At 64.3% G+C, this 13,573-nt stretch carries 11 protein-coding genes; 6 read left to right on the top strand and 5 right to left on the bottom strand.

Annotated features, from left to right (window positions below):
* Positions 1 to 8: 8 nt before the first annotated feature.
* From phhA to hppD, 3 genes are all read right to left on the bottom strand, one after another.
* Positions 9 to 836, bottom strand: coding sequence for a phenylalanine 4-monooxygenase (gene phhA, locus ACPEE1_RS20450; protein WP_027011337.1), 828 nt, complete (start codon positions 834 to 836; stop codon positions 9 to 11).
* 186 nt (positions 837 to 1,022) lie between these two features.
* The gene (locus tag ACPEE1_RS20445) at positions 1,023 to 1,988 is read right to left on the bottom strand and encodes a Bug family tripartite tricarboxylate transporter substrate binding protein (RefSeq protein WP_313900072.1); all 966 of its coding nucleotides are present in this window, start codon (positions 1,986 to 1,988) and stop codon (positions 1,023 to 1,025) included.
* A 90-nt stretch (positions 1,989 to 2,078) separates the two neighbouring features.
* Positions 2,079 to 3,203, bottom strand: coding sequence for a 4-hydroxyphenylpyruvate dioxygenase (gene hppD, locus ACPEE1_RS20440; RefSeq protein WP_116926630.1), 1,125 nt, complete (start codon positions 3,201 to 3,203; stop codon positions 2,079 to 2,081).
* Here hppD and ACPEE1_RS20435 point away from each other — a divergent pair.
* The 5 genes from ACPEE1_RS20435 to ACPEE1_RS20415 all read left to right on the top strand — a co-directional run bounded on the left by ACPEE1_RS20435 (position 3,190) and on the right by ACPEE1_RS20415 (position 8,191).
* Entirely contained in the window at positions 3,190 to 3,360 is a 171-nt protein-coding gene (locus tag ACPEE1_RS20435; protein WP_165841208.1) for a hypothetical protein, read from the top strand. The genes hppD and ACPEE1_RS20435 overlap by 14 nt on opposite strands.
* Positions 3,361 to 3,422: 62 nt before the next feature.
* Entirely contained in the window at positions 3,423 to 3,920 is a 498-nt protein-coding gene (locus ACPEE1_RS20430) for an Lrp/AsnC family transcriptional regulator (RefSeq protein ID WP_021028762.1), read from the top strand.
* 214 nt (positions 3,921 to 4,134) lie between these two features.
* Positions 4,135 to 4,887: a GNAT family N-acetyltransferase gene (locus tag ACPEE1_RS20425; protein WP_423934697.1), complete on the top strand. Its 753-nt coding sequence runs from the start codon at positions 4,135 to 4,137 to the stop codon at positions 4,885 to 4,887.
* 115 nt (positions 4,888 to 5,002) lie between these two features.
* Entirely contained in the window at positions 5,003 to 5,887 is an 885-nt protein-coding gene (locus tag ACPEE1_RS20420; RefSeq protein WP_116926628.1) for an HlyC/CorC family transporter, read from the top strand.
* 159 nt (positions 5,888 to 6,046) lie between these two features.
* Positions 6,047 to 8,191, top strand: a complete 2,145-nt coding sequence (locus ACPEE1_RS20415) for a prolyl oligopeptidase family serine peptidase (RefSeq protein WP_423934694.1) — start codon at positions 6,047 to 6,049, stop codon at positions 8,189 to 8,191.
* On the opposite strand, the gene ACPEE1_RS20410 is transcribed toward ACPEE1_RS20415, so the two are convergent.
* Positions 8,188 to 9,498, bottom strand: a complete 1,311-nt coding sequence (locus ACPEE1_RS20410; RefSeq protein WP_423934692.1) for an MFS transporter — start codon at positions 9,496 to 9,498, stop codon at positions 8,188 to 8,190. The two genes, ACPEE1_RS20415 and ACPEE1_RS20410, sit on opposite strands and share 4 nt — an antisense overlap.
* Before the next feature lie 82 nt (positions 9,499 to 9,580).
* On the bottom strand, positions 9,581 to 11,665 hold the full coding sequence (locus ACPEE1_RS20405) for a TonB-dependent siderophore receptor (RefSeq protein ID WP_232539518.1): 2,085 nt from the start codon (positions 11,663 to 11,665) through the stop codon (positions 9,581 to 9,583).
* 268 nt (positions 11,666 to 11,933) lie between these two features.
* Between ACPEE1_RS20405 and lnt the strand changes: the two genes are divergently transcribed.
* Positions 11,934 to 13,526, top strand: a complete 1,593-nt coding sequence (gene lnt / locus ACPEE1_RS20400; RefSeq protein WP_409935129.1) for an apolipoprotein N-acyltransferase — start codon at positions 11,934 to 11,936, stop codon at positions 13,524 to 13,526.
* Positions 13,527 to 13,573: the final 47 nt, after the last annotated feature.

Raw genomic sequence — 13,573 nt, 5'->3', positions numbered from 1 at the left:
CGCAACTTTTAATCCTGGGCGTCTGCCGCCAGCTCCGGCAGGCCGCGCAATGCGGCATACACGGGGGTGAAGTCGCCCTCGGTCATGTCAAACAGCTGCTGGAAATCGTCAATGACGAAGTAGGTCTGCTGGTAGCTGTCGATCTTGTAGCGGGTGCGCATGGTGCGCTCCAAGGACAACGGCAGGCGTTGGGGCAGCGGGCTGGTGACGGCGTGCTGCAGCTCGCCCGATGAGCTCAGGATGCCGGCGCCATAGGCACGGATCTCGCCCTGCTCACGGATGAGGCCGAACTCGATCGTGTACCAGTAGAGGCGGCTGAGCATCTCGCAGGCACCCAGGCGCTCGGCCTTGAGGCCGCCCTGGCCGTAGCGCTGCACATAGTCGGCAATCACCGGGTTGAACAGCAGCGGCACATGGCCGAACAGGTCGTGGAAGATATCGGGCTCGACCACATAGTCGAACTCCTCGGGCTTGCGGATCCAGTCGGTGACCGGGAATTTTCGGTTGGCCAGCAGGCTGAAAAAAGGCACCTCCGGGATCAGGCCCGGCACCGCGACGATCTCCCAGCCGGTGGCCTGGCGCAGGCGCTGGTTGATGTCTTCAAAGCGGGGGATGCGGTCTTCGACGCCCAGCGATGGCAGCGCATCGATGAAGGCCTGGCTCGCCAGCCCCGGCAGCAAGGCCTTTTGGCGCGCATACAGGCGCCGGTAGGTGTCGTGGTCGGCCTCGGTGTAGGCGGCGTAGTCCTGCGCGCAGGTGTAGTCGTCCTGCGCGCGGCTGTAGTCGCCGCGGGGCGGCCGGTCCGATTGTCCATAAACCACGGGTGCTTGTCCCATGCTGTGCTCCTTACATTGTGGAGCCGCCAACACAACCCTTGATACGTCGTTGCCAAGCCTGGTCGTACGTCTGTACTGCCTGCGGCTTGACGCCTAGTCTCAACCGCAAACCTTCGGTTTGCTGGGTCGTGTTACCGGCTCTTATAAAGACCAGCCGGGCACCCGCAGTTGATGGGCTGCAGGCGCTCAGTTGGTCTTGATCTTGATCGTGTTGATCAGAAACTGAAACTTGCGTGCTTCCTGCGATACAAAGTGCGACAGCTCCTTGAGGCGCATGTCTTCGGGGGCGATGCCCATCTTCAGGTACTCGGCCTTGAAGCGCGGGTCGGTCAGCGCGCCCTGGAAGGCGTAGGCGTACTTCTGCGCTTCCTGGTCGGGCAGGCTGGCGGGCGCAAACACGCCAAACCAGGTAGAGACATCAAAACCGGGCACGGACTCGTTCACCGGCGGCACCTGGGGCAGGGCCACATTGCGGTCCGATGTGGTCACGGCCAGCGCCAGCAGCTCGCCGGACTTGATCAGCGGCAGGGCCGAGGCCAGGTTGTCGAACACCACATCGATATCGCCGCTCAGCAGCGCCTTCTGGGCCGGGGCCGCACCGGCGTAGGGCACGCTGGGCATCTGCAGATTGGCCAGCGACTTGAGCATCTCGCCCGAGATATGGCCGATACTGCCGTTGCCGCCCGAGCCCATCTTCAAGCTGCCGGGGTGGCCCTTGATATAGCTGACCATCTCCGAGGTGGACTTGATACCCAATTGGTCCGCGCGGCTCTTTTTCATCACCAGCACGTTGGGCACGCGCGCCACCAGGATCAAGGGCTTGAAGTCCTTTTGTGCATCGTACTGCGGTGGTGTGCCCAGGTAGGGCAGCACCGCGTGTGTGGCCACCGCGCCCATCAGCACCATGTTCTCCTGGGGCTTGGCCTGGGCCACCAAGGTCGCGCCTGTGGCACCGCCGGCCCCCGGCTTGTTGGCCACCGTGATGGTGCCCAGTTGCTTTTCGGCGCCCTGGGCCAGCAGGTGGGCTGAGGTGTCCAGCGGGCCGCCGGCGGGGTAGGGGACCACAAAGGTCAGCGGTTGGCTGGCGTTCTGCGCGCTGGCAGCCAACATGAAACCAGACAGAACGGCGGCGAGGGTGACGGAGCGTTTCACAATTGTTTCCAGATTGATAAATCGCTCCGCAGTATAGAGAGGCCGCATGGCAAATTGAGGAATATCAAAGCCGCAGCCGTTCAATTTTTCCTATAGCACCCCACGGCGCATCTGATCGAGCTCAATGCTCTCGAACAGCGCCTTGAAGTTGCCATTGCCAAAACCATCATCGCCCTTGCGCTGGATGAACTCGAAGAAGATGGGGCCCAGCTGGTTCTCGCTGAAGATCTGCAGCAGCAGTTTCTGGCCGGTGCCATCGATCAGGATCTTGCGCTTTTTCAGCTCGGCCACATCCTCGCCATGGTCGGGCAGGCGCTTGTCCACCAGCTCGTAGTAGGTGTCGATGGTGTCGAGCAGCTTGACGCCGCCGGCGCGCAACTGGTCCACTGTTTCGTAGAGGTTGTCCGAGCCCATCGCGATGTGCTGGATGCCTTCACCGTTGTACATGTCCAGGTACTCCTGGATCTGGCCGGCCTTTTCCTTGCCCTCTTCATTGATGGGGATGCGGATCTTGCCGCAGGGGCTGGTCATGGCCTTGCTCTTGACGCCGGTGACCTGGCCTTCGATGTCGAAGTACTTGATCTCGCGGAAGTTGAACAGGCGCTCGTAGAAGCCCGCCCATTCGTCCATGCGGCCCCGGTGCACGTTGTGGGTCAGGTGGTCGATATAGGTCAGGCCGTGGCCGTGCGGGTTCAGCGCCTCTTCGGCACTGACGCCGGGCAGCGGCTCGAAGTCCACATCGAAGAAGCCGATGTTGCCGATGTCGCCAGCTTGGGCACCGTTCTTGCCGCGCCAGCGGTCCACCAGGTAGATCAGGCTGTCGCCAATGCCCTTGATCGCGGGGATATTCAGCTCGCCTGGGCCGGCCTGGCCGGCATAGCCCCAGGCGCCCAGGCCCAGGGCACGCTCGTAGGCGGCCTTGGCGTCCTGCACGCGGAAGGCGATGGCGCAGACGCTGGGGCCGTGCAGGCGGGCAAAACGCTGGGCAAAGCTGTCGGGCTCGGCATTGATGATGAAGTTGATCTCGCCCTGGCGGTACAGGGTGACGTTCTTGTGGCGGTGGCGCGCGACGGGCTTGAAGCCCATGGCCGTGAAAACCTTGCCCATGGCGACCGGATCGGGCGCGGCATATTCGATGAACTCGAAGCCGTCGGTGCCCATGGGGTTGTCCCAGGTCGTGAATTCGGTGGTCTGGTGGGGAATGGCGGCTGTCATCGCAGGTCTCCTGTGGATCGTCTCGGGTGGCGCCAGCGTCGGCTGGCTGCTGTGCCTCCACTGTACCGATCTTGGTGCGCAGCATTTTGGCGATTTATCCCACTCCAATCGCTGGCAAAGCCTGATTTATGTGTTCTTGCTAAAAATCAAGCATTAAAATTGCGTGATCCTGTTGTGTCGCGCTGCTGCGGTGCAGCAAAAATATTCTGGACCTCTGCCATGACCACCTCTGCCTACCCCCTGGACAAGCTCGACCGTGCCATCTTGCAGCGCCTGCAGCACAACGGCCGCGAAACCTATGACGTCGTGGGCGAGCAGGTCGGCCTGTCGTCCAGTGCGGTGCTGCGCCGGGTCAAGCGTCTCGAAGAGGTGGGCGTGATCGAGCGCTATGTGGCCCTAGTTAAGCCCGAGGCCGTGGGCCTGTCGATGACGGCCTACCTCAATGTGCGGCTGGAGAAGTTCACCGAGGCGAGCAAGCGCAACCCGCTCGATCTTTTCCGCGCCAGCGTGCAAAGCTGGCCCGAGGTGGTCGAATGCGTGGCGCTGACCGGGGACATGGATTATCTGCTGCGCGTGGTCGTCGCCGACATGGCCCACTACAGCCGCTTTGTGATGGATACCTTGCTGCGCCACCCTGCGGTGCAGGACTGCAAGACCAGCTTTGTGCTGGACCGTGTCAAGCTCACCACAGCGCTGCCGGTATTGCCCGGGGTCTGAACCACAGCCGATGTTGCGCCAGCGCAAACGGCCTGCGATTGCTGGGCCGCTCACAGGCCCTTCAAACCGCACGCCCGAGTGCCCACTTGCGGCGCAAAGCCGCATGGCCGGGGGCTTTGAATACCCTTTGTAAGCGCGGGGTAAGCCATAGGCACGAAATATGCTGCATCGCAGCATGATTGATAATACGCGGGTTAACCCGTATATTTACCCCATGATCACGACGAAAGAATGGTTCCCTTCATCCGTTGCCAACGGCATGATGGCGTTTTTCCCCTTCTTTGGCCGGTTGGGCGAGAGCCCGCAGCAGCCCGACGGCAAGAAGCCACGACCTTCCGCCTCTATGGTTCCTATCCGCGCCCTCAGTGAGCGTCACCGCCCGCGCATCCTCGCCCATCTGCTGGCGCTCGATGCGCAGGACCGCTATTTGCGCTTTGGCTACCAGGCGAGCGACGCGCAGATCGCGCGCTATGTCGAGAGCCTGAATTTCGAGCGTGACGAGATCTTTGGTATCTATAACCGCAGCCTCAAGCTGATTGCGATGGCCCATGTGGCCTATGCGCCGCCGTCGTCGAACATGGCCAGCTGCGCCGAGTTTGGCGTGTCCGTGCTCAAGTCCGGCCGGGGCAAGGGCCTGGGCAGCCGTCTGTTCGAGCGCGCCGCGATGGACGCGCGCACCAAAGGCGTGCAGATGCTGTTCATCCATGCACTGTCCGAGAACACCGCGATGCTCAAGATCGCGCGCAAGGCGGGAGCCACGGTCGAGCGCGATGGCTCCGAATCCGAGGCCTACCTGAAGTTGCCGCCCGCAGGTTTTGACACCCGCATGGCCGACCTGGTCGAGGACCAGATGGGCGAGATGGACTACCAGTTCAAGAAGCAGGCGCGCCAGTTCTGGGATTTCCTGTCCACCGTGCAGGAAGTGCGGCGTGATGTGCAGGAAGGCCGGCACAAGTCGGGCCAATGAGCCGTGGATGTGCAGCAGGGCGTTGCTGAAGAATTCAGCAGCGATTTCGGAGGAAATCCGCAATTTGATATCCTGATCGCTTGTTTCACTACCGCACGTCCTGCATTCCAAGACAGTGTCAGACCCCCATCCCTCGCGCTTCCCTGACAAGGAAGACAAACGCACCTTTTTCCAGAAGGTCGCTGAACTGATTCACCCGGCCCCGGACTCTGCGGACGAGTTGATCGAAACCCTGGCGGAAGCCGAAAGCAACGATGTCATCAACGCGGACTCCCGCGTGATGCTGGAGCGGGTCATCCGTATGGAAGACATGACCGCTGGCGATGTGATGGTCGCCGCGCCCCGCATGGACCTGGTGGACATCGAAGCCGACTACGAGTCGGTGCTGCACACCGTCATCAACACCGCCCATTCGCGATTCCCGGTGTTCCAGGGTGAGCAGGAAAACATCATTGGCATCTTGATGGCCAAGGACCTGCTCAAGCTGCAACGCTCCCCCCAACTCAATCTGCGCGCCCTCCTGCGCCCGGCCGTGTTTGTGCCCGAGAGCAAGGGCCTCAACGACCTGCTGCGTGAGTTCCGGGGCAACCGCAACCACCTGGCCATCGTCATCGATGAGTTTGGCCGCGTGGCGGGCCTGGTCACGATTGAGGATGTGCTCGAACAGATCGTCGGCGAGATCGAGGACGAGTTCGATCTGCCCGAAGACGAGGGCGATATCTTTGCGCTGGCCGATGACACCTTCCGCATCTCGGGCGACACGCCCGTCGAGCGGGTGGCCGACGAGTTCAACGTGGTGCTCGAGAGCAGTGACCCCGATGAGTCGTTCGAAACCATCGGTGGCCTGATTGCCCACGAGCTGGGCCATGTGCCCAAGCGCGGCGCCCACATCATGCTGGGTGGCCTGCACTTTGAGGTGCTGCTGACCAAGGGCGGCGCGGTGCGCTGGTTCCGCGTGCAGCGGGCCGCGCCGGTGTCGGACCCGGCAGCAGACGCTTGAGGCAGCGCCCGATAGGCGCCCATACCGCCTGCCTCTGAGCGGCAAGCCATGGCAGCGAATCACGCGGTTCGCTGCCTTTTTTATGGGCACGCGCTGCGCCTGCCTGGCGTTTGGCCTTGTCGGCAGGGCGGTAGCGCAGCCTCCCTAAAATGCTGCTCCATGCCCACGATTCCACAAGCCCCGACCCCGGCACCTGCCGCTGATAGCGCAACCACGGCTCACCAGCCAGCCTGGCCGGCCATCACCGCCCCGCATGCGGCCCCCCAGGACCACTGGATTGAGCAGCTGGGCCGCCGGCGCAATGATGACTTTGCCTGGCTCAAATACATCCCCGAGACCGGCACGCGCAGCATGGACAACCTGCCCGAGCCCCTGGGCAGCCTGCTGCAGGCTGAGCGCGACTATGCGCAGCAGATGCTGGCGCCGCAGGCCGCATCGGCGCAGCGCTTCTACGATGCGATGGCCGCCCATGTCTGCAGCACCGAGCTGGCACCGCCTGCCGCACTGCAAGGCTGGGCTTACAGCAGCCAGCCAGGGGCGGGCGGCCAGCGGGTGTTTGTGCGCAGCCATTCGGATGGCCGGGTGCAGACCCTGGTCGACGAGGCCGTGCAATCGCAGGGCCATCGGTACTACCGCGCCACCGACCACCAGGCCAGCCCCGATGACCGCTACTATGCCTGGGCCGAAGACCTGATCGGCAATGACCGCCACCGCATCTGCGTGCTTGATACCGAAACCGGCCAGACCCAAGTGCTGGTGGAGGGCGACGCCTTTGGCTATGGTGGGCTGACCTTTTCGCCGTCGTCGCAGGACCTGTTTTGGATCTGGCGCGATGCGCACAGCCGGCCCTCGCGCCTGTACCGCAGTGCGCTGCAGGGCGGGCAGCCGGTGCTGGTGCATGAGGAGAGCGACCCGGCGCTTTTTATGCGCGTGGCGCGCACGGCGGCTAATGGCTTTGTGGTGCTGAGCCTGTTCGGGCCCGACACCAGCGAGCTGCACCTGATCGCCGCCGGCCAGGAGGATGCCGCGCCCCGGCTGCTGCGCCCGCGCGAGCGCGGCATCCGCTACGAAGTCAACGAATGGAATGGCAGCCTGATCGCGCTGACCAATGCCGGGGGTGCCACCGACCGCCAGATCCTGCGGCTGGGCCCCGACCTGCAGCCCCAGCAAACGCTGGCCGCCCACCGCCACGGTGTGCCCATCATCAAGATGCAGCCCTTTGCCAGCACGCTGGTGCGGCTTGAGCGCGTCGATGGCCTGCACCAGCTGGTGCTGCTGCAGCGCGACGGGGCGCAAACCACCATCCGCTTTGACGAGCCCGCCTACACCTTGGACCTGCTGCCCGGCCAGCACTGGGATGCCAGCCATGTGCGCGTGAAACACCAGACGCCGGCCCAGCCGCCGCGCTGGCTGGACATCCGCCTGGCCGACGGCCAGATGACCGAGGTGGGGCGCGAGACCTGGAGTGGGCTGGACCCGGCCAACTACCGCATCGAGCGCCTGCAGGCGCGCGCGGCCGATGGCCAGTGGGTGCCGCTGACGGTGCTCTCGCGCAAGGACATCGATAGCAGCCAGCCCCAGCCGCTGCTGCTGACCGGCTATGGCGCCTATGGCATTGCGCACGAGGCCTCGTTCTCGCTGCCGGCTCTCGCCTGGGTCGATGCCGGCTACCGCTATGCGATTGCCCATGTGCGCGGGGGCTCGGAAAAGGGCCATGACTGGTACCAGGGCGGCTGCCGCGAGCACAAACGCAACTCGATGACCGACTTCATCGCCTGCGCCCAGCATCTGCAGCAGCTGGGCTACAGCACGCCGCAGCAGACGGTGGCCCACGGCACATCGGCCGGCGGCCTGCTGGTCTGCGGCGCGATGAACATGCAGCCCCAGCACTGGGCGGGGGTGATCGCGCAGGTGCCCTTTGTCGACATGCTCAACACCATGAGCGATGCCGACCACCCGCTGGTGCCGCTGCTGCGCCCGGACTGGGGCGATCCGCTGGCCGATCCGGTCGCCTACGACTACATCGCGGCGCTGTCGCCCTACGAGAATGTGCGTGAGGCGGCCTACCCGCCGCTGCTGTGCACGGCCGGCTTGAAGGATGACCGCGTGCCGTACTGGGAGCCGGCCAAACTGATGGCCAATGTGCGCCGCCGCTCCACCAGCGCCGCGCCCGCCTTGTTGCTGCTGAACCCGGACAGCGGCCACCAGGAAAGCGACCAGCAGGAGAGCGTGTTGGGCCAGGCCTCGCGCCTGTGGGCCTTTGCCCAGTACTGCGCCACGGCCGGCAAGCCGCCAGCGGTTTAAATCGCGTGAGCAGCCTGGGGGCGGCTGCGCTGGAACAGCCCCCAGGCGCACCAGGCCGACACCAGCAGGGCTGGCACCGCCGTCACGGTGATGGCGCTGAGCAAATGGCCCTGCACCACCCAGGTGGAGATAAAACCCGCCAGCAGCGGGCCCAGTGCGCTGAACACCGATACGACAAAGCTCCACAGCGCAAAGATGCGGGCGCGCAACGCGGCGGGGGTGAGGTCCTGCAGCATCGTTGGCACCAGCGCATTGGCGGTGCAGGTGATGAAGAGAAAGAGCCCCACCACGACAAAGGCCTGCGGCAGCGACGCGGTGGAGAACAGCATCAGGATGGCAGGGATGGCCAGCAGTGCGCAGACGCCCATGATGAGCGGGCGCACCGCCTGGCCCAGGCGCTGGGCGAGCCAGCGGTCGAGCCAGGCCACCACCGGCAGGCAGCCCAGCGTGCTGACCAGCAGGATCGGGCCCATCACCTCGCCAATATGGGCGGGCGTGGCCTCAAAGCGGCGCTCCAGCGCCAAGGCGATCAGCTGGTTCAAGCCTTGCACGGCAACCATCAGGCTGCCGGCGATGCCGACAAACAGCGCAATGGGCTGCCAGCGCGCGCGCAGAAACTGGCGCAGCGAGGCGCCGCTCGCGCCATCGCTGCTGGCAATGTAGCGCGGTGGATCGGCGGTGAACAGGCCCGCCAGCAGCAAGGGCAGGCCGGCGACCGACAGCAGCAAGAAGGCCTTGCGCCAGGCATCCATGTCGCCCGGGATCAGTGCGACGGCTGTGCTCTGAATATCGCCTGCAAAATAAAAGCCAGCACTGGCGCCGCTCGAGACCAGGGCCGCAAAGCCCAGGTTGGCCAGCACGCGGTGGCGCTGCGGAGCCAGGTCGGGAATCATCGAATACACCAGCGGGACCATTGCAAACTCGCTGATGCCGGCGGCCGAGCGGCCCAGAAAGAAGAGGGGAAAGTTGGGCGCCAGCGCGCTCAGCACCATCATCGCGGTGGAGGCCGCAATCAGGCACAGCAGCACGCGCTTACGCGAGAAGCGATCGGCAAACCGCGCCAGCGGAATGGCCAGCGCGCTGCCCACCAGCACGCCGGCCAGGCCCTGCAAGGCGCCAATGGCGGCATCGCTGATCGCAAAGCTTTTCTGGATGGCCGACAGCGAGATGGCCTGCAGACCGTAGTCGCTCATCTGCACCCCGGCGGTGAGACCCAGAAAAACAACCGTCAGCAAAGCGCGCACGGACCACTGCGCCGGTCCGGTGTCTGCGGCAGAGGGGGCGGCACTGCCGGAAGAAGTCGTCATGGAATTGCAGTCCGAGAAAAAGCCATATCCCCTGCTGCGGACACTGCCGCAGTATGGGCGCTAGGCTTTCGATCTTAGTGGCTTACTTCCACTGGTACTGCAGCTGCACATCCACCGTGCGGCCACCGCCGTAGTAGCAGTAGAAGTCACAGCCGCTGACATAGGTCTTGTCGGTCAGGTTGCGGGCATTGAGTTGCAGCGCCCATTCGCGGCTCAGGTCGTAGCGCACCATCAGGTCCAGCAAGGTGTAGCCGGAGATGCGCTTGCCGGGGCTGTAGCGCTGGTCTTCGGTCTGGCCGTTGTAGCGGGCACCGGCAGCCACCGTCAGCTTCTGGCTGTTGGCCAGGCTCAGGCTGTGGCTCAGCCACAGGCTGACCTGGTTGTCCGGGATCAGCGGCGTGCGCACGGTCTGCGTGGTCGAGATGTCCTGCTTGGAGTTGTTGTGCGTGTAGGCTGCCTTGATGGCAGTCGCCGCGCCCAGCTTGAAGTCGCCCTGCAGCTCGATGCCCTTGTTGGTGCGCTTGCCCGATTGCGTCTGGATGTTGGAGGCGTCCGAGATCAGCGCGTTCTTTTCCTTGATGTCAAAGTAGGCGAGGGTCAGCGTGCCGTTGAGCCAGGTGGGCTCCATCTTCAGACCGATTTCGCTTTGCTTGCCTTCGTAGGGCTTGTAGGCCATGCCTGTGCTGTCCACGCCGGCGATGGGCTTGAACGATTCCGAATAGCTGATGTAGGGCGAGACACCGAAGTCGGTGATGTACATCGCGCCCAGGTTGACGCTGTTCTTGCTCACATCGTAGGCAGCGTCGGAGCCGCTGACCGAGCCCGTGTTCTTGGCGCTGTCATGGCGGATGCCGGCGTTGAAGTTCCAGTGGCTGCCCACGCGCAGCTGGGTGGAGGCATAGGCGCCCCACTGCTTGGAGTGCAGGCCATAAGGCGTGCCGGTGATGTCGAAAGGCGCGCCGTAGACGGGATTGAACATGTCCAGACCCGGCACAAAGCCGAAGCCGTTGTTCAGGCCATCGGTGTCGGACTTGAGGTAGTCGATACCGAAGGTGGGCAGCAGCTGGATGCTGTCGGACAGCTTGAGCTTGCCGGTGATGCGGTTGTCCAGGTAATGACTCTTGGAGGTGCCATCGGTGTAGGTGTAGCCGCGCGAGAGCGTCCGGTCACCGTCCGAGCCATAGGCAAAGGTGTTGACCTGGTCCAGATCGAGGTGGGTGTACTTGTAGTTCTGCGTGAACTTCCAGTCGCTGTTGATCTGGTGGCTCAGCAGCCAGCCCAGGCTGGACTGGGTGCGCTTGAGGTGGTCCACACCGGGCTCGCCCGCGTTCAAGCGGCGGTCGATGCGGCCATAAGGCGTATCGGTGATCGTGCCGTAGGCGGGCAGGAAGCCGTTGGTGGGGCGGCCATCTTCGCGCTGCACGCTGCCCAGCAGGGTCAGCGAGGTTTGGGGCGTGAACTCCATCGTGACGCTGGGCGCCAGGTAGTAGCTCTTCATATTGGTTTCGCGCTGCATGCCGTCTTCGCGGCGTGCCTGCGCCACCAGGCGGTAGTACACGGTGCCATCGGCATTGGCGATGTCGTTGTAGTCGATGCCAGCGCCCAGGCGCTTTTGGTTGCCGACCTCGGTGTTCAGCTGCAGTGCGCGCTCCTTCTTGGGGCGCTTGGTGACCAGGTTGACGACGCCGCCGGATTCCGAGGCGCCAAAGATCAGCGAGTTGGCGCCCTTGACGACTTCCACCGTTTCCACGCCAAAGATTTCAGGCTTCCAGACAAAGTAACCATTGGGCGAGGTGGGGGTGCCGTCCAGCGACACGGAGGCATCAAAGCCGCGGATCTTGAACCACTCGACCTTGTTGTCCGCGCCAAAGGGCTCGCTGACTACGCCGGCCTGGTACTGCAGGGCCTGGTCCAGCTTGCGCGCGCCCAGCGCGTCGATCTGGTCCTTTTGCAGCACGGCGCTGGAGTTGGGCGCGTAGAAGTCCAGCCTCTGCAGATCGTTGACCGAGCCGATCACCGTCACGGTTTCCAGCGTCGTGCTGGCGGCTTCAGCCTTGTCGGTGGTGTTGGTGTCAGCGGTTTGTGCCAGCGCAGGGGCAGCAAAGCCGATCGCGCCGATGGCCAGCACAACGGCCTGGACCACCGGGGTGTAGCGTGCGTATTGCATGGTGAGGGTGGGGGAGAAGTGGGACGAATGGAATGGATAACTAGTTTGTAATTTTATATTGCAATCGATAATTGTTCTCAAATGCATTCTCTTTTGTAGCGAATTTGCTGCATTTGTTATTTTCTATCGACCATTGCCCGACGTAGCTGCCAGTTGCGCTGGGCCGCCCGCGCCGCTCAGCGCCCCAGAGGGGGATCGCGTATAGTGCGCCCAGCGGCCGTGCCCAAAGAGCGCGCGGTGGTTTCCCCTGCCAAACCCTGATTGACCTGTGCCCGCGTCCTATTCTTCTTATTCCCTGTTTGAGTCACCCCGCCGCTTTCCCTGGCTGTGGGCCTGCCTGGCACTGGTCGCCGGGGTTCTGCAAGCCTGGTCGCTGGCTTGGCCCTGGCATAGCGATGGTTTTCCGGCCAGCTATGGCCAGCCGCTGTGGTGGCTGCAGCTGCTGTCGCTGGCGGTGCTGCCCGCGGCACTCATGCGCGTGCAGCGGCCCTGGCACGGGGTGCTGATCGGCTGGGCCTTTGCCTGCGCCTGGCTCTGCGCCACCTTCTGGTGGCTGTTTATCTCCATGCACACCTATGGCGGACTGCCCGCGCCGCTGGCGGTTTTGGCGGTGCTGGGGCTGGCGGCATTTCTGGGGCTGTACTACGCCGTCGTCTGCGGCCTGTTTGTGGCCTGGCGAGGCGAGCGCCTGAGCGGCGCCGTGCTGCTGTTTGCCGCGCTGTGGCTGCTCGCCGAGCTGGCGCGTGGCCAGTGGTGGACCGGTTTCCCCTGGGGCGCAGGCGGCTACGCCCATGTCGATGGGCCGCTCGCAAGCCTGGCACCCTGGATCGGTGTCTACGGCATTGGCGCCGTCGCATCGGCCGCTGCGATGTGGCTGGCGGGGCTGCGCGGCGCGCATGTGGCGCGTTGGCCGGGCTATGTCGCGCTGCTGGCGGTGGCTGCCGTGCTCTGGCTGGCCCAGCACCTGCCCCAGGCCTCGGTGGCCGCGGCGCCCAACAAGCCGGTATCCGTCGCCTTGCTGCAAGGCAATATCTCGCAGGGCGAGAAGTTCCAGGCCAGCTCGGGCATCCCGATGGCGCTGGCCTGGTATGCCCAGCAGCTGCAGCAAAGCCAGGCGGACATGGTGATTGCGCCCGAGACTGCCATCCCCGTGCTGCTGCAGCAAACCCCGCATGGCTACTGGCAAGAGCTGCAGCAGCGCTTTGCCAGCGGCCAGCAGGCGGCGCTGGTCGGCGTGCCGCTGGGCGATTTTGAGCAGGGCTATACCAACTCGATGGTGGGCCTGGTGCCCGGCAGTGCCGAGGCCTACCGCTATGACAAGCACCACCTCGTGCCCTTTGGCGAGTTCATCCCGCCAATGTTCCGCTGGTTCACCGATTTGATGCAGATTCCGCTGGGCGATTTCAACCGCGGCGGCATGAACCAGCCCTCGCTGGCCTGGGCGGGGGAGCGCTGGGCGCCCAATATCTGTTACGAGGATCTGTTTGGCGAAGAACTGGCCAGCCGCTTTGTGGACAGTGCGCAATCGCCGACGATCATGGTCAATGCCAGCAATATCGCCTGGTTTGGCGATTCGATTGCGATCGACCAGCATTTGCAGATCAGCCGCATGCGGACCCTGGAGCTGGCGCGGCCCATGCTGCGCGCCACCAATACCGGCGCCACCGCGGTGATCGACCGGGACGGTGTGGTGCAGCAGATCCTGCCGCACCAAGCCCGCGCGGTGCTGCAGGCGCAGGTGCAGGGCGTGGATGCGGGCCCGACCTGGTTTGCCCAGTGGGCTGGTCGCTGGGGGCTTTGGCCGCTGTGGGGCCTGGGAGCACTGGTACTGGTCGGGGCCTGGCTGGGCCGGCGGCGCTGACCACCCGGCGCAGCTGCCGGTGCAGATGCCGTCTTAAACGGACAAAT

This window comes from Comamonas sp. 23, from assembly GCF_049601575.1.
GTDB lineage: Bacteria > Pseudomonadota > Gammaproteobacteria > Burkholderiales > Burkholderiaceae_C > Comamonas > Comamonas squillarum.
This window is presented reverse-complemented; position numbering and strand designations above follow the sequence as displayed.

What these genes read in the sequence shown, in the direction of transcription:
- hppD (WP_116926630.1), bottom strand. Translation starts at nt 3,203, where the DNA reads ATGACAGCCGCCATTCCCCACCAGACCACCGAATTCACGACCTGGGAC.
- ACPEE1_RS20405 (WP_232539518.1), bottom strand. Translation starts at nt 11,665, where the DNA reads ATGCAATACGCACGCTACACCCCGGTGGTCCAGGCCGTTGTGCTGGCC.
- phhA (WP_027011337.1), bottom strand. Translation starts at nt 836, where the DNA reads ATGGGACAAGCACCCGTGGTTTATGGACAATCGGACCGGCCGCCCCGC.
- ACPEE1_RS20425 (WP_423934697.1), top strand. Translation starts at nt 4,135, where the DNA reads ATGATCACGACGAAAGAATGGTTCCCTTCATCCGTTGCCAACGGCATG.
- ACPEE1_RS20415 (WP_423934694.1), top strand. Translation starts at nt 6,047, where the DNA reads ATGCCCACGATTCCACAAGCCCCGACCCCGGCACCTGCCGCTGATAGC.
- ACPEE1_RS20435 (WP_165841208.1), top strand. Translation starts at nt 3,190, where the DNA reads ATGGCGGCTGTCATCGCAGGTCTCCTGTGGATCGTCTCGGGTGGCGCC.
- ACPEE1_RS20430 (WP_021028762.1), top strand. Translation starts at nt 3,423, where the DNA reads ATGACCACCTCTGCCTACCCCCTGGACAAGCTCGACCGTGCCATCTTG.
- ACPEE1_RS20410 (WP_423934692.1), bottom strand. Translation starts at nt 9,498, where the DNA reads ATGACGACTTCTTCCGGCAGTGCCGCCCCCTCTGCCGCAGACACCGGA.